Source organism: Bacillus sp. MYb78, from assembly GCF_002975115.1.
Taxonomy (GTDB): domain Bacteria; phylum Bacillota; class Bacilli; order Bacillales; family Bacillaceae_G; genus Bacillus_A; species Bacillus_A cereus.
Genome location: NZ_PCOB01000004.1, coordinates 194,836 through 211,604, shown reverse-complemented (window position 1 = coordinate 211,604; position 16,769 = coordinate 194,836). Strand labels below are relative to the sequence as shown.

The window sequence follows — 16,769 nt, the reverse complement described above, 5'->3', positions numbered from 1 at the left end:
ATCTCCTTCAATTCAAGTTGTTAACATCCATATTATACCATACGTTCAATATATCTTTGAAAATAAAAAAAACCTGCATTTTTCATGCAGGTTTTTTTTATTAGTCATTTTTCGTAAAGTAAGAAACGAAACGAAGAATTTCTAAGTATAACCAAACTAATGTAAGCATTAGTCCCATTGCAGTGTACCATTCCATATATTTCGGAGCTTGACTACGTACACCATTTTCGATTAAATCGAAATCTAGTAATAAGTTTAATGCAGCAACTACAATAACAACTGCACTAATAATAATACCGATTGTACCACCTTGGTGAATGTATGGAACAGTTACACCAAACATATTTAGTAGGAATACGACTAAATACATAACCATAATTCCAAGTGTTGCTGCCATAACGCCTGTACGGAATTTATCCGTTACTTTTACTACGCGTGTTGCATATAACACTAACATTGCAAATAGAATTGAGATTGTTAGTAATACAGCATTTAAAACGATAGAATCGCCAAATTTCATTGTATAAACTGCTGAAATACTTCCTAACACAACCCCTTCTACCGCCGCATAGATTGGTGCACCAAAAGGTGAAATACGCGGGAAGAACATAGACGCAAATGCGATGATTGCCGCAACGATTAAAGCACCAATTAATACTGGCATCTTCATCGTCCCCTGCATCATCTGTATGTATGAATAGACAGACGTTGCAAGTAGCAAGATAAGCATAATGAACGTTTTGCCTACTGTTCCGCCAATCGTCATCGCAGAAGCACTTGCTCCCTCTTTACGGAATGCCTCTTTTTTCAACATTGGATTAGATGTTCTCATTTTTTCCCTCCTAAAATAGGTTCTACCAATAGTGTAAAGTTTTTCTCTTTACTTTTCAATATATGCAGCTTGTTTTTATTTTAATCCTTCAACGATGTCTGATAGTTCACTCCATCTTTCCATCTTTTTTTCTAGCTCTTCTTCTGTTTTCTGCTGTGCTTCAGATAATTCTTGTGCCTTTGTGAAGTCAGATCCAACTTTCGCAAGTTCTTCTCCAATTGACTCAATTTTTTCTTCAAGTTCGGCAATTGTATCTTCAATCGTTTCCCATTCACGCTGCTCATTGTATGAAAGTTTACGTTTACGTTGTTGTTTTGGAGCTTCTTCTACTACTTTTTTCTCTTTTTGAACTTCCGCTTTCTCCATAAGTTCTCTCGTTTTTTCCATTTCTAAATAATCTGTATAACTACCTAGGAACTCACGCACTTCGCCTCCGCCAGTAAAGATGAACAGTTCATCTACTACTTTATCTAAGAAGTAACGGTCATGCGATACAGTTAAAACGACACCTGGGAAATCTTCTAAATAATCTTCTAGTACTGTTAATGTTTGTGTATCTAGATCATTCGTAGGTTCATCAAGTAAAAGTACGTTTGGTTCTCCCATTAAAATACGTAATAAATATAAACGTCTTCTTTCACCACCAGATAGTTTACCAAGCGGTGTACCATGTGAATGAGTCGGGAATAAGAAACGTTCTAACATTTGAGATGCACCAATTACTTTTCCATCTGTTGTATGAATAACTTCTGCAATCTCTTTAATGTATTCAATCATACGCTGATTTAAATTCATCTCTTCATTTTCTTGCGTATAATAAGCAACTTTTACAGTTTGCCCAACTTCAATTTCACCACTATCAGGAGATAACTTACCTGCAAGCATATTTAATAGCGAAGATTTCCCGCTTCCATTCGCTCCAATAATTCCGATGCGATCGCCTGGTTTCACGATATGATTAAAGTTGTTTAATACCGTTTTATCACCAAATTTTTTCGTCACATCTTTTAACTCAAGTACTTTTTTCCCAAGACGGCTACCGCTAAGTGCAATATCAACTGACTGTTTTGCAGCTGGCCCTTCTTGGCCCTTTAGCTCATCAAATCGTTGAATACGTGCCTTTTGCTTTGTTGAACGGGCTTTTGCACCGCGGCGGATCCATGCTAGTTCGCGGCGATATAAGTTTTGACGTTTTGATTCTTGCGCAATTTCTTGTTCTTCACGAAGTGCTTTCGCTTCTAAAAACGTACTGTAATTCCCTTCATAACTATACAGTTTTCCATTATCTAATTCGAAAATACGATTCGTCACACGATCTAAGAAATAACGATCATGGGTTACAAGTAATACTGCGCCATTATATCGAGCTAAATATTCCTCTAACCATTCCACTGTCTCATGATCAAGATGGTTCGTAGGCTCATCTAAAATTAATAGATCCGGTGTTTCAATAAAACATTGCGCCATCGCAATACGTTTTTTCTGTCCACCAGATAAATTTCCAACAGTTGCAGTGAAGTCCGTAATTCCTAATTTCGTTAAAAGAGATTTCGCATTTGCATTTGCTTCCCATGCACTCATTGCATCCATACGTTGCTGCACTGCAAATAATTGTTCCTGTACTTTTTCATTACTTGGATCTTTTTCGATATGTAATAGCGCCTTTTCATACTCACGAAGAAGACGAATTAAAGGAGTATCACCATGGAAGACTTGCTCTAGCACTGTTAGTTGTTCATCAAACTCTGGTTGCTGTGATAAATAACTAATTGTATACCCACGAGAATGAGTCATATCACCTGTATCAGGAATTTCTGCCCCTGCAATAATTTTTAATAACGTCGATTTACCAGTTCCGTTTACACCGATAATTCCGGCACGGTGTCCTTCTGCAATACTAAATGATAATCCATCAAATAACGGTTTTTCTCCATATGATTTTGATAAGTTTTCCACAGTTAACATTTTCATATTTGTGCATTCCACTCTTTCATAAATTGTTCAATAAACTGTTCCATATAACGATGACGAACTTCCGCCTCTTGTTTTGCTGCGTTCGTGTTCATTAAGTCTTTTAATTTCAAAAGTTTTTCATAAAAATGATTTAAAGATGGATCGTTATTTTTTCTATATTCATCTTTCGTCATCACTTCACGCGGAGGAATAGTTGGATCATACATTAATCTCCCTTTCGCTCCACCATACGCAAATGTGCGAGCTATTCCAATTGCTCCAAGGGCGTCTAAGCGATCCGCATCTTGAACAAGCTTCCCTTCAAGTGAATCCACTTTACCGCCATGACCACCTTTATAAGACATATTGGCGATAATATGAAGAACATGTTTACTTTCCTCTTCTTCCACATGTAACTCTTCTAACCAATCAGAAACTTTTTTCATTCCTTCTTCTTCACTTTCATTTAACTTCTCATCTGCCACATCGTGAAGTAATGCTGCCATTTCAATTATAAAACGATTTCCCCCTTCTTGCTCGGATAAAGAAATCGCCAGTTTATGTACGCGTTCAATATGATACCAATCATGCCCACTCGCATCTTTTTCTAAAATATGTTTTACAAAAGTAATTGTTTTTTGAATCTTTTCTTGTTTTGTCATTTTATCTTCACCCAGTTACTTATTGTAACACGCCCGCATTTTTTCATCACATATTTTCTTGTCCGCCCATACACTGAGTGGTAAGCATCATCATGAAGGAGGAATAAATATGTTCTATAATAATCAACCGCCTTATCCAAGGCAACCATTTTACCCTCAACAACAAGAACAAAGATACACAGAACAATACGAAGAACAAGAGTTACAACAGCAAGAACAACAATATGACGAAAACCCATATGCAACAACGCAAAATCAAGAAACTGAATTTCAACAAAATCCATATGAAACACGTCCAAATTATGAATATCCTCAAAATCCATATGCGGTACCACAAAACCAAGAACAACCATATCAGCAAAATCCATATGCAGCACCACAAAACCAAGAACAACCATATCAACAAAATCCATATGCAGCACCACAAAACCAAGAACAACCATATCAACAAAATCCATNNNAATCCATATGCAGCACCACAAAACCAAGAACAACCATATCAACAAAATCCATATGTAGCACCACAAAACCAAGAACAACCATATCAACAAAATCCATATGCAGCACCACAAAACCCATACACAACTCAACCACAACAACCGCAATACCAACAACAAATGTATCAACCAAACTACGACGCACGTGTCTCACCACCTAAACCACCAACAATAGATCCAACGCAGCCACAAATTTTACCGCCAGGACCAACATTAGACATTACACAACCACAAATCTTACCACCTGGACCAATTACTGAACCAACACAACAACAAATTCAACAAGTTGTCGGTACACAGTTTTTACCTTTCAAGAAACCCGTACTAGATTTCGTAAAACCATGGGTAGATTACGGTTTAAATGAAGCAAAACATACATCACACGAACACGCATTAACAGAAGTTGCTGCGATTATGTTTTTAGTTGGTAAAGGCTTCAATCCGACGATTGCTCATTATATCGTAGAATCTTGGGAGAAGAATGAACAGTTTTAGGGTTGTTTATTTTATGTTCAGAAAAACTATAAAAGCGTCGCAAATGCCTGTTATACAAGCATTTGCGACGCTTTTTATTTGTTATATTATATTCTACTTCAAAAGGGTATTTCATATTTTTTCACATGTTTTTATATTATTTGTGAGCAAATAATAACCTTTTAATTAAACTGTATTAGATCCCCTTGATAAATAAACATTCCCCTTCCATTTGTTGAACTTTTGTTCTAAATATATCCTCTTAATTCATCAAGTTTTAAAGTGCGCTAAAAACGTTGATTTATCAAGCTTTTATAAAAATGATATTTCATAGTGATTCATCACTTTTTATATTTTGTGGGTAAATTGCGGGTGGGGTTGTGGGTGCCCCCACAAAATATAAAACTAAATGAATTAGGCCTGTTTTATTTTTCCATCTGTTCTTTCCTATATCAAAGGCATTATCTAAAAGATAATTTAAAATATCGTAGCAAAAAAGATGACTCAGTAGAGTGGGCTTTGAATTTATTCATATGATTAAAATTATCCTCTTAAAGTCCCTTAATACAGTAATACGAATTTTCTATATTTACATTTTTTTCTTCTTGTCTCATAATTTTAATCGGGAGAGTGAGGAAGAAAATGGTTCAAATAAAAATTACACCTGAAGAACTAGAACAAGTTGCAAAACGGGCTAATGATACTAAGCATGCATTAGAATCCATACATAATAATTTGTGCAATCAAATTGATTACATGTGTTTTCAAAAGAAACTACACCTAGTAAAGTACCTGAAAAATCTTTCTTAGGAAAAGTTTGGGCTGGTATAGTAGATGGTGCGGGAGATGCTGTAGGAGATACAATCGACGGTATAAAGGCATTAGGTGACTGGGAAACTTGGAAAGGTATGGGCTACACTGTTACCCATTTAGATGAAGCTTTACCTGCTATGTGGGATGCGTTATCAGATTCTTTTAAGAAAGATGTGATAAATGGAGATGCAGAAACCCGCGCAAGATGGGGATCGTATGCTTTAACACAAATTGGATTAGGTCTTATTGGGGATAAAGGAGTCAGTAAAGCTGCAAAGCTAGCGCAAGGTGCTAAATTCTCTCAAGGTATCTCAAAAGCTGGACAAATATTGAGCAAAGGCGATAATTTGGCTTTCTCAGGTGGTAGTAATGGTATAAACTCCACATTTGACAATGCTTTATTTAAACAAGCTAAGGAGGAACTATCAACCTATCAGTTTGCTAAAGGTGAAAATACTACTACTGTGAAACCTGGTGATAGCAGTTCACTTGTCCCCGGAGGAGGCCTAGCTGCACACGAGGCTAGAGGTGGACATTTACTAGAAAGGCATGTAGGAAAAACGGATGAAGAACTATTGCAAAGATTAGAAAGTGATACTAGAATAACAGGTGCATCCACCTTTACAGATAGAGCGACAGCTGAAAATATAGCTAACAACGTTTTAAATAACCCTAGAAACCAAGAACTTATTCAAAACTGGTTAAATAATTCACGTAATAATCGGCCCTTAGCCTTACCCTATAGTGGTAATGAAATAATTGGTAGAGGAATTCAAAGAGGTTCTACGACAATTGAGGAAATGACCAATGCTAAAATTATTTTAAAGAAAGATGCAAACGGAAAATTTATTTTAACTGGCTATCCAAATTAATAAATAGGAGGATAAATATGTTATTAAAACACAATCCAGAAGATGAAATTTATCAATTCCTAGCAGGAAACTTTCATCAAGATTCTTTCTATGAAGAGGTAATTCAAGAACTAATAGAAGAGGAAAATAAAGAATATATACAAGATGCTATTATTTTCTTAACTAAATTTATTCAAAGTGATTACAGTAAGGAAGAAAAAAATAGATATATAAAAGAAGCTGCAGATGGAATATATTTTGAGGGATTAAAAGTAACACCTTTAGAATGGTTAGAACACACCGTTGATTTATTGAAAAAAGGATAAAAAATACAATGTATGAAAATGTTAATAAATCAGAATATGAAATGTCTGTAAACTTAAAAAATGTTAAGTTAATTGAAGAAAAAAAAACTATATAGGGATTTACACTAGATAGCGATAATTAATTACAACAAATAAAAGCAGAACCTTATGAGAGTTCTGCTTTTATAATTTTCATTTTGCATACACATAAGCAGGATTAGCAGTTACATAGTATGCTTTGCTTTTACTGTTGTGAACTTTGTATTGATACGAACCATTCACAATTACTTTTAAGACCTTTTCTTTCTAGGGCCTACAATTAATTTAATCGCTGTTCTTTCTTCATTATTGATAGAGATCTCTTGAAACGCTGGAACAAAAGCTAAGTCAATACCACTTGGAGCGACGAACCCTCTTGCAATCGCAATTGCTTTAATCGCTTGATTTATAGCTCCAGCCCCAATCGCTTGAATTTCCACATTACCACTTGTTCTTAGTACACCCGCTATTGCACCCGCGACTGAATTTGGGCTTGATTTTGAAGATACCTTTAATATATTTTCCATGTAAGTTGCTCCCTCTATTATTTAATCTCTCTTTCGTTACAATTTTAAATATTTTAGCGTATCTTTAATTACTATTCACACCAAAAACAAACGATGCTTCATATGTACATTTATTCTATATTTTCTGACTTCTTCCTGCCCAGCTACACAAATAAAATAAAAAAATAAACTAAATAATCTAATATACATACGATTAAATATCCTAACTTCACCAAACGATAACATCCATACAGCAAAAGATAATATTGCTGTTTGTCAGACGAAATTAATATAGTAAAGTGAAACTTTAATGAGTGGGGGTTTTGTTCATCCCCCAACTAACTTCTTTGCTTTCACTGAATTTTGAGGTGGGGTCTTACTGCTCGGAAAATAGCGTTATAAACGTTTCCTCGTTACTTTAATCCATTTAGAAATCCCATTCATTTTTCTATCAAATTATGAACCTTATCATCTTCAAAAAGTGTTACAGGTAATACCCCAATACTATATTTCATCATTTGAGCACTTTATATTCCAAATCTATCTCCTTTTATAGTACAAGCATACACGCCAATTGTGATTCATTTTCATAAACTATTATGTGTTTTACATTTATTAAGAATAGGAGGTAATATATTGGGTTCATACTATCATTCTTCAAACTCGTATAAAAAATGCTCATGCAAATCTTCTTCCAGTTCAAATAAAAAATGTTCATGTGACCATTCACATAAACGAAGCTGTCCTGCATACGGAACTTTTTGGCAAACTGAATTTATAACTGTTCCTTTTGGCAACCCTTTTCCATTTAATCACGTTGGACCTTTAGCAGGAGGCGTTTCCTTACTAAACCCTACTACTATACAATTTAGACAAGCTGGTGATTATAGAGTCTCGTTCATTTCCAGTATTAATACTACTTTAAATCCTGTATTTCCACATATCCCAGTCATAACTATATTTTTAAATAACAATCCACTTGCTAATAGTCAAGGTGACTTCGCTATTCAAATGAATACTTCATCAAATAACGAATGTCTTCAACTCGTTGGCGAAACGATTGTTACAGTGCCAGCTAATTCAACTCTTCAACTTAGAAATAATAGTGGCTTTAATCGTCAAAGTATTGTAACTTGTGACAATGGTATAAATTCAGTTGAATTAACAGTTACAAAACTAAGTTAATATTATTTCTTCACATTCAGATACTATTTCAGCATCTTTTTTTATTGAATAACAGTTTTCTTCGACTTTTATTATCTCTCATCACGCAAAAAAAGTGCAGAATTCTTTCTAACTCAAGATTTCTGCACTTTTATATTATGCTTATTTATTCTTCCTTATTTCTCTACATAAACCGACTTAACAATCGTACGATTATATGGTTTTCCTTCTTTATTCATCCCTTTTATATCCATCGTAACGTTATATACTCCCGGTTGTTTTATATCTTTCAAAGCACCTGTAAATGTATTCGTATTAACATTTTGTAATTCATTAAATTCAGAGACTAACTTACCTTCTTTATTAACGACTCTTACTGTTATGGAAAGATCCCCTTTCATTTCAGGTGCCACTGGTGATTTTTTCAGTTTATACTCAGGTTTATTTACTTTAACCTTTGTAGGCATTTGAAGAACAAATGGCGCGTCATTCTTGTAATCGCTTACAAATAAATATGCATCTTTCGACTGCTTCGCCATCATTTTGATTTTCCATTCGCCTACTTCCAATTTATCAAACTTGAATGTTCTAATTGTCGCCCCATTAAAGAAAGATTCGCCTTCACCAGTAGTTATAGCGCTATCTTTGTTTGCATAGATTTTTCCTTTTGGAGATACCATTTGTACTTCTACATCAGAAGAAGCAGTTAGTACAGAAACTATTCCTTCAGCCTTTTTATCAACAGAAATACTTTGCTCTATCCACTGATTTTGTGGTAATTCGCCTCCTAAAATATTTTGATTTGAAGTTGTATTTAATTGTTCTAGATTTTCATTTGAACTAGTGCTGGATGCTACTAAAGCTGGTAACCCCACATTTGTCGTACGTAAATATGGTTCAATTCGTGCAAAAACAGCTGATCCTTTTCTTATATTGTCATGATCAAATCTTGAATCTGTAAATAAATGTGTACCGTACGATAGCTTCGCACTCCATTCATTTACTAGTCCATCATTTGAACCGTACGACGATAAATATAACCCGCCCATAGATAATGCAGAAAATGTTGGCCCCCAGCTAGTCCCAGTAGCCGTATAGTAACGGTTTAATTTAGCTGCTGGGTTGTTATCTATTGTTGAACGAAACTTTGCCATTTCACCTATTTGTAACGAATACGTACCATCATCTTTTTGACCTAATATAGAAGCAAGCCACCCTGCCCACCAACTATATGATAAATCTGCTAAATTTGAGCCGTGATGCGGTGTAGCAAGTGTAATAACATTTCCAACAAATCGATTCGCACCATATTCAACTAATGCAGCTTGTGTATCAATACCACCTTTACTATGTGCTACAATATTAACTTTTTTACCGAAATGATTATATATTTCTTCAAGTTTTTGTGCTAACAATTTTCCGTTATCCCACTGACTAGCCGAACCTTTCCCAGCAGCATCATATAATTGTATAAACACTGTTTGATAGCCTGCTTTCAAAGCATAATCATACATATCATTTATATCATGATATACTGTCTTTCCATACCAACTATCTGCATTACCATTTCTTCCTTGTACAAAGAGAATTGGTGGTTTATTCTCATCATAATTAGCAGGTTTTTGGCCTAAAAACCATTCTCCAGGTGTGAATACTTCTGTATCAGGAAACCCCTTTCCAAGCTCTTTTACAACTTCTGCCTGTACATTTGTGCTAATCGTTGGAGCCATGATAAAAAATACAATTAGTAAGACCACAAATCTTCTCATCAGTCGCATATTACTCCCCCTATTTTTTTGAAAGAAGGTGTTCTTTATAATATTTTATATTTTCCCTTCCTTAATAATAGCTAATCTTTTATTTTAAAAAGATGTTAGCCCTATTTTTAGAAGGTTACTAGTTGTGTACCCTCTTCCTTAACTCTCGTTATTCTCTTTGTTTCTACCTCTTCCTTTTGATAGAATACGACAAAAAAGTTTCTCAATAATTGTTAACTTCGCTACATCCAGATATTTTTTAAATTATTATTGTTTATATAAAGCATACAAATCTTGAAAAAATTTTAGTGAAAAAACATTTTATTACTAGTTAGTTATTTAAAAATATAATAAATATATGTACTTTCTTTTCATTAAATACAAACTAATTTTAAAGGAGCTTATATTATAAGACTTTCCTACGATTAAAAATTAAACTGAAATTTCAGAATAGAAAATCACATTTCCAGAAACATATATTATGATAATTTCCGCGCACTTGAATTAACTTTTTAGAAGTACTAACCTATCGGTGAGCAGAAGAAAATTCTGTAAAAAGAAAGGAGAATACTTTATGATGACCAATTTACAAAAGGAGTTTTTTAAACGCTTAAAAATTCCTGCAAAAGAAATAACATTTGATGATTTAGATGAAATTCTCTTAAAAATGGGAATGATTCTCCCCTATGAAAATCTTGATATTATGGCTGGCACTATTAAAAATATCTCAAAAGATAACTTAATAGAAAAGTTACTTATTCAAAAACGAGGTGGACTTTGTTATGAATTAAACTCCTTATTGTATTATTTTTTAATTGATTGTGGGTTTCAAGTATACAAAGTAGCCGGTACTGTTTATGATCTGTACGATAATAAATGGAAACCCGATGATGGTCATGTCATTATCATATTAAGTCATGAGGATAAAGATTATGTTGTGGATGCAGGTTTTGCATCTCATCTCCCTTTACATCCAGTCCCTTTTAACGGAGATGTCATCTCCTCTCAAACAGGAGAATATCGAATTCGTAAGCGAAATACTCGAAAAGGTACGCATATTTTAGAAATGAGAAAAGGAGCTAACGGAGAATCTACAAGTTTCTTACAATCTGAACCTTCAAATGAATGGAAAATAGGCTATGCTTTCACTGTAGATCCAATAGATGAGAAAAAAGTGAATAACATTCAAAAAGTGATTGTAGAGCATAAAGAATCTCCTTTTAATAAAGGGGCTATCACTTGTAAATTAACTACTTATGGTCACATATCATTAACAAATAAAAATTATACAGAAACCTTTAAAGGCACTAAAAATAAACGACCAATAGAATCTAAAGATTACGCTCGCATTCTTCGTGAATCTTTTGGAATAACGCAAGAGAAATATGTAGGAAAAACACTAGAAAGAGGTTAGTTGACTACAAGTATTTCATAATAAAGCAGATTCTATATTTAGAATCTGCTTTATTTTATATTTTGTTATAAATTAGTTTAATTTTGTTGTTACCCTTTAATTTTCAATTATATATTCATCATCATATTTATCGTATTGTAACCCTTTCCCTATCTTTGATTCTGTAACTTGATCTCTTAAAAACGGTGCAGCATCCATTTTGCTAGTTGCAATTTCAATTCCATATTTTTTCGTTAAATGAGCTAACTCTATTAAAAACCACTCTCTTCGCAATGTAACTGGAATATCCAATGTTTTTCTTTTCATATATAATAGCACCTCTTTTATTTTCATAGCTTAAAAACATCACTGGATGCACTTATTAAAACTACCTTTCACCGCTAACATCCAATGAAACATTATAGTATATGCATGTCCATTTCAAACGTGCTATCACAAATATGATATTTAAGTTTACATAATTATATTATGTAATAGCAGAAAAGGAAGGCATGTCCCTCCCCCTTCTACTATAGAGATTTAAATTAAGAACATCTTGGTACACCTAAAGCTAAAAATAAACCTGCTACTCCCGCAGTAATCGGTACTTTTAACGTAATAACATCGTCTACCTTCGTTACTAAAAAGTAAGCATTACCTTCTTGTAATATACAAGTTACTAACAATTGAAATTCCATTCAAATCTCCTCCTTTCAATCGATATACTATAATTTATGAAATATCTTTCAAAAAGTAATAGGAAATATATCTATTTTTCTATATATATAAAATAATCGTTTATAAGTCTAGTAAAAATATTAATTTTCTAAATTTATATAAAACGTGTAATATCCAATAAGTTCCTATATAATCAATAAGTTCCTATATAATCAATAAGAAGAATCTTACAAATGCAGGTATGAAAATGGCGATTTTGAGTAATATTGGTGCAGCTTTATTTTCTATTGCTTTTATTCTTTTAATCTTATGTATCATTTCATTCTTTAAGAAAAATGGAAAAGCAAAACAATATGGACGTCCTACCGTTATTCTTTTTATGATTTCTATTATATTAATAACGACCGATACAACAAAATCGGAACACCCCGTCGTCGAGTTTTTTTCTACTTTAAGTTTCATTCTATTTATATTCTTCCTTGTTATAGCAATCTTATCTGTAATTAAGAAAACAGGTGTAGCGAAAAAACAATTTATTATTACAGCCGTATTATTTGTCATTTTTGTTGCGCTATTAGGTATTTCAGCTCCTTCTTCTGAAAAAACGACAGCAACTAGTACAAAAGTTGCCTCTAACAATGAAGAACAAAAAGATAGTGAACAGAAAAAAGAGCTAGAAAAGAAAGAGGCGGACGAAAAAACTCAAAAGCAAGAAGATGAGAAGCGTCAAGCCGAGGAACAAGCTCGTAAACAACAAGAAGAACAAAAACGTAAGGCTGACGAACAGGCTCGTAAACAACAAGAAGAGCAAAAAGCATAGCAAACTCAAACACAACCCGCTTCAGAAAATACTAGTAGTGCATACTACAAAAATTGTGCTGCAGTTAGAGCAGCTGGGAAAGCTCCTTTACATAAAGGGCAACCAGGTTATAGCTCTCATCTTGATCGTGATGGCGATGGAATTGCATGTGAAAAATAGCAATAAAAAAGAAGCTTCTACTAAGCTTCTTTTTTATTAACGCAAAATATTACCACTTATTACTTTCCCCCTTATTTTAATAACATTCTTCTTATTATTCTCAAAAACGACACAGAATAAGTGATTTCAATCACTACATAGATGTTAATTTATCGCTATTCTTAATTTAGTTATTACATTCAAACTTTATGGAGGCGTTCATATGAAACATGCATTTACTGAAACTTCTATTGTCGGTGAGATCGTTACACAATTTCCGAAAGCTAGTGATCTTTTTAAATCATATAGAATAGACTTTTGTTGTGGTGGCAATAAACCACTTATTGATGCAATTCATGAAAGAAATTTATCAGCAACAGAAGTACTTACAGAATTAAATACACTTTATAATAATACGAAACGATTAAATGAATCTGAAATTGATTGGAAAAATGCTTCTTATCGTGAATTGATTGATTATGTTATAAATAAGCATCATCGCTATTTAAATGAAGAATTACCACAGTTAAGTCCGTATGTGACGAAAGTATTACGCGTCCACGGAGCAAGTCAGCCTCACTTAGCTCAAATTCATAAGCTATTTCACGAATTAAAGATGGAATTAGAACAACATTTAATTAAAGAAGAAACAGAAGATTTTCCATTAATTTTAGAATTTGAACAAAATCCAAATGAAGAAAACTATGTGAATTTACGTAAAGTAGTAGATAAGTTGGAAAATGAACATAACCACGCAGGCAACATTATTAAAGAGCTTCGTAAAGTTACAAATGACTTTACTCCTCCAGAAGGAGCTTGCGGCACTTATCGACTTGTTTACCAACGCCTTGAAGCACTAGAGTCTGATTTATTTGAGCATATTCATTTAGAAAATAACATTTTATTTCCACGTGCAATTACGAGAGTATAAATCAAGTGCAGGACATGAGTATACATACTTATGTCCTGTTTTTTCATTTGGTAAAGAATATACACATCCCTCTCGAATAAATCCGAATTTTAACAATTTGTGAATCATTATAAAAATGTGATAAATATCACATCTCCCCTTTTTTGGATTTTCTATAATAGAAATATAATCCTTTGTTCAACATTTCACAGAAAAAGGGGAAACGAAAATGAAAAAACGTTTAGTTATGATCGGAAATGGTATGGCTGGAATACGCTGTATGGAAGAAATATTAAAACATAATAGTGATTCATATGAGATTACTATTTTGGGAGATGAACCGCATCCAAACTACAATCGCATTATGCTCTCTCACGTTTTACAAGGCAAAACAAATATGCAAGATATCATTATGAATGAATACAGTTGGTATGAAGAAAACGAAATAACTTTATATACAAACGAAAGAGTTCAAAGTATTAACCGAGAAGCAAAAATCATTATCACAGAAAAAAATCGTACTCTTACATATGACAAACTCATTATCGCAACAGGTTCTAGTGCTTTTATTTTACCTGTTGAAGGTTCTACTCTTCCTGGTGTAACAGGATTTCGAACAATTGAAGATACACAATTTATGATAGACACCGCTAAAGAAAAGAAAAAGGCCGTTGTTATTGGTGGTGGGTTACTTGGTTTAGAAGCCGCAAGAGGTCTTATTGACTTAGAGATGGACGTACATGTTGTTCATTTAATGCCAAACTTAATGGAGCAGCAACTAGATACGAAAGCAGCTTCTCTATTACGCGAAGATTTGGAAGCGCAAGGCATGCAATTTCTAATGGAAAAGAAAACTGTAAAAATTCTTGGTACAGACCATGTTGAGGGCATTCAATTTGAAGATGGTGAAGTTGTAGATTGTGATTTAGTCGTAATGGCTGTCGGAATACGCCCAAATACGCAAATAGCAAAAGATGCTGGTTTAATTGTAAATCGCGGTATTGTAGTCAATGACTATATGCTAACAAATGACGAGTCCATTTATGCAGTTGGAGAATGTGCAGAGCATGACGGTATCGCATATGGACTTGTTGCTCCTCTTTATGAACAAGGTGCGATATTAGCAAAACATATAACAAATTTACAAACTGATGGATATTCGGGCAGTATCGTCGGTACGCAATTAAAAGTTGCAGGTTGTGATTTATTCTCTGCTGGTCAAATTTATGAAGATGCTCAAACGAAAGCAATATCAATCTTTGATGAATGTAAACGTTCCTATAAAAAAGTATTAATTCGTGACAATAAAGTCATCGGTATCGTTTTATATGGTGACACAGCTGACGGAACACGCCTCTTTAGCATGTTAAAGAAAGAAGAAGATATACAAGAATATACAGCCGCTTCTCTTCTTCACAAAGCTGGTGAAGAAAGTGAACTTAACGTTGCTACTATGAGTGCTGATGACACGATTTGCGGATGTAATGGTGTTACGAAAGGTACAATCGTTCACGCCATTTTAGAACAAGAGTTAACGACTTTTGAAGAAGTTAAAGGCTGTACGAAAGCCGCAGGGTCTTGTGGTAAATGTCGTCCGCTTGTGGAACAAGTTTTATCTCATACACTTGGAGATGCTTTTGATGCCTCAGCGCAATCTGCCGGTATGTGTGGATGTACACCTTTATCCCGTGATGAAGTCGTAGCGGCCATTTACGAGAAAGGCTTAAAATCTCCAAAAGAAGTACGAAATGTTCTTGGTTTTGCACATGAAGACGGCTGTTCGAAATGCCGCCCTGCTTTAAACTACTATTTACGTATGGCGATTCCAGAAGAATATGAAGATGATAAATCGTCCCGTTTCGTTAATGAAAGAATGAATGGTAACATCCAGCACGATGGTACATTCTCTGTTATTCCACGTATGTACGGAGGCGTTACAACAGCAGATGATTTAATGAAAATTGCTGAAGTTGCGAAGAAGTATGATGTTCCACTTGTGAAAATTACCGGTGCAAGCCGAATTGGCTTATACGGTGTCAAGAAACAAGATTTACCTAACGTATGGGCTGACTTAAATATGACTTCTGGATATGCGTATTCAAAATCTCTTCGTAATGTAAAATCATGTGTTGGCTCTCGTTTTTGCCGTTTCGGTACGAAAGATTCATTAGGACTTGGTATGTTGCTTGAACAATCATTAGAAATGGTAGATACACCTCATAAAATGAAAATGGGTGTAACTGGTTGTCCGCGTAACTGTGCGGAAGTACTGACGAAAGATTTTGGCGTTGTTTGTGTCGAAAATGGATATCAACTTTATATTGGCGGAAATGGTGGTACAGAAGTACGTGAAGCTGATTTTGTAATGATTGTCCCTACTGAAGATGATGTCCTTCGCATCGCTACAGCTTACATGCAATATTATCGTGAAACTGGTATTTACGGAGAGCGTACTGCCTACTGGACAGAACGTTTAGGCTTCGATCACATAAAAGAAATACTGCACGATGCAAATATGGTTACTACGTTAAATGAACGTTTCCAAAAAACTCGTGGCACATATAAAGAAGCATGGGGACAAGCACTAGAAACGACATCATTAAAAGCGATGTATGAAGTAGAAACTGTGAAATAAGGAGCTGTGACCTATATGATACAAACGAAAGAAAAAATAAAAGTTATGCGTGCAGAAGACCTTCCTATTCAAATCGGTAAAGAGGTGCAAATGAAAGGTATGTCTTTCGCCCTATTCCGCCTTTCAAATGGCGATATTCGAGCTGTAGAAAATCGTTGTCCTCATAAAAACGGGCCATTAGCGGAAGGTATTGTATCTGGAGAATTCGTCTTTTGTCCACTACATGATTGGAAAATTTCACTACTAACAGGTGAAGTTCAAAAACCTGATGACGGTTGTATTCAAACGTATGAAGTAGAAGTTATTGACGGAGATATTTATATATACATGTAATTTACAAAA

14 protein-coding genes and 4 pseudogenes are annotated in these 16,769 nt (G+C 34.2%); 10 read left to right on the top strand and 8 right to left on the bottom strand.

The genetic code is table 11. The features are described from left to right. Positions 1–100: 100 nt before the first annotated feature. The 3 genes from CQ064_RS11885 to CQ064_RS11875 all read right to left on the bottom strand — a co-directional run bounded on the left by CQ064_RS11885 (position 101) and on the right by CQ064_RS11875 (position 3,447). A complete protein-coding gene (locus tag CQ064_RS11885) occupies positions 101–832 on the bottom strand; it encodes a Bax inhibitor-1/YccA family protein (RefSeq protein WP_001260655.1) in 732 nt (243 codons plus the stop codon). Positions 833–907: 75 nt separating this feature from the next. Then, positions 908–2,803, bottom strand: a complete 1,896-nt coding sequence (locus CQ064_RS11880) for an ABC-F family ATP-binding cassette domain-containing protein (protein ID WP_000783191.1) — start codon at positions 2,801–2,803, stop codon at positions 908–910. Next, on the bottom strand, positions 2,800–3,447 hold the full coding sequence (locus CQ064_RS11875; RefSeq protein ID WP_000165961.1) for an HD domain-containing protein: 648 nt from the start codon (positions 3,445–3,447) through the stop codon (positions 2,800–2,802). Before CQ064_RS11875 ends, CQ064_RS11880 begins: the two co-directional genes overlap by 4 nt. A 109-nt stretch (positions 3,448–3,556) precedes the next feature. Here CQ064_RS11875 and CQ064_RS11870 point away from each other — a divergent pair. From CQ064_RS11870 to CQ064_RS11860, 4 genes and pseudogenes are all read left to right on the top strand, one after another. After that, positions 3,557–4,439: pseudogene (locus CQ064_RS11870) on the top strand (hypothetical protein). Between the two features lie 621 nt (positions 4,440–5,060). After that, positions 5,061–5,698: pseudogene (locus tag CQ064_RS34400) on the top strand (WXG100 family type VII secretion target); the annotation flags it as partial. Continuing rightward, positions 5,696–6,103, top strand: a complete 408-nt coding sequence (locus CQ064_RS34395) for an RNase A-like domain-containing protein (RefSeq protein WP_230387350.1) — start codon at positions 5,696–5,698, stop codon at positions 6,101–6,103. The pseudogene CQ064_RS34400 and the gene CQ064_RS34395, both read left to right, overlap by 3 nt. 17 nt (positions 6,104–6,120) lie before the next feature. Beyond that, on the top strand, positions 6,121–6,408 hold the full coding sequence (locus CQ064_RS11860) for a contact-dependent growth inhibition system immunity protein (RefSeq protein WP_000924765.1): 288 nt from the start codon (positions 6,121–6,123) through the stop codon (positions 6,406–6,408). 171 nt (positions 6,409–6,579) lie between these two features. On the opposite strand, the pseudogene CQ064_RS34040 reads toward CQ064_RS11860, so the two are convergent. After that, a pseudogene (locus CQ064_RS34040) lies at positions 6,580–6,681 on the bottom strand (N-acetylmuramoyl-L-alanine amidase); the annotation flags it as partial. Beyond that, positions 6,678–6,953, bottom strand: a complete 276-nt coding sequence (locus CQ064_RS11850) for a stage V sporulation protein S (RefSeq protein ID WP_000427801.1) — start codon at positions 6,951–6,953, stop codon at positions 6,678–6,680. The gene CQ064_RS11850 and the pseudogene CQ064_RS34040, both read right to left, overlap by 4 nt. 615 nt (positions 6,954–7,568) lie before the next feature. On the opposite strand from CQ064_RS11850, the gene CQ064_RS11845 reads away from it, so the two are divergent. Next, entirely contained in the window at positions 7,569–8,117 is a 549-nt protein-coding gene (locus CQ064_RS11845; RefSeq protein ID WP_000536156.1) for a hypothetical protein, read from the top strand. 155 nt (positions 8,118–8,272) lie between these two features. On the opposite strand, the gene CQ064_RS11840 is transcribed toward CQ064_RS11845, so the two are convergent. Then, positions 8,273–9,874: an esterase/lipase family protein gene (locus CQ064_RS11840; protein ID WP_001238729.1), complete on the bottom strand. Its 1,602-nt coding sequence runs from the start codon at positions 9,872–9,874 to the stop codon at positions 8,273–8,275. Positions 9,875–10,427: 553 nt separating this feature from the next. Here CQ064_RS11840 and CQ064_RS11835 point away from each other — a divergent pair. Beyond that, positions 10,428–11,267, top strand: coding sequence for an arylamine N-acetyltransferase family protein (locus CQ064_RS11835; RefSeq protein ID WP_000988898.1), 840 nt, complete (start codon positions 10,428–10,430; stop codon positions 11,265–11,267). Between the two features lie 96 nt (positions 11,268–11,363). Here the strand turns inward: CQ064_RS11835 and CQ064_RS11830 are convergent, their stop codons facing one another. Together CQ064_RS11830 and exsG are read right to left on the bottom strand one after the other, a co-directional pair. After that, positions 11,364–11,573, bottom strand: coding sequence for a hypothetical protein (locus CQ064_RS11830; protein WP_000824207.1), 210 nt, complete (start codon positions 11,571–11,573; stop codon positions 11,364–11,366). A 218-nt stretch (positions 11,574–11,791) separates the two neighbouring features. Then, the gene (exsG, locus tag CQ064_RS11825; protein ID WP_000395679.1) at positions 11,792–11,944 is read right to left on the bottom strand and encodes an exosporium protein ExsG; all 153 of its coding nucleotides are present in this window, start codon (positions 11,942–11,944) and stop codon (positions 11,792–11,794) included. Between the two features lie 227 nt (positions 11,945–12,171). Between exsG and CQ064_RS11820 the strand changes: the two are divergent. The 4 genes and pseudogenes from CQ064_RS11820 to nirD all read left to right on the top strand — a co-directional run bounded on the left by CQ064_RS11820 (position 12,172) and on the right by nirD (position 16,760). Further along, a pseudogene (locus tag CQ064_RS11820) lies at positions 12,172–12,903 on the top strand (excalibur calcium-binding domain-containing protein). A gap of 202 nt (positions 12,904–13,105) precedes the next feature. After that, complete coding sequence (gene ric / locus CQ064_RS11815) at positions 13,106–13,813, top strand: iron-sulfur cluster repair di-iron protein (RefSeq protein WP_000679632.1); 708 nt, start codon at positions 13,106–13,108, stop codon at positions 13,811–13,813. A gap of 208 nt (positions 13,814–14,021) precedes the next feature. After that, entirely contained in the window at positions 14,022–16,427 is a 2,406-nt protein-coding gene (nirB, locus tag CQ064_RS11810) for an NADPH-nitrite reductase large subunit (RefSeq protein WP_000746957.1), read from the top strand. A 15-nt stretch (positions 16,428–16,442) separates the two neighbouring features. Beyond that, positions 16,443–16,760: a nitrite reductase small subunit NirD gene (nirD, locus tag CQ064_RS11805; RefSeq protein ID WP_000616683.1), complete on the top strand. Its 318-nt coding sequence runs from the start codon at positions 16,443–16,445 to the stop codon at positions 16,758–16,760. Positions 16,761–16,769: the final 9 nt, after the last annotated feature.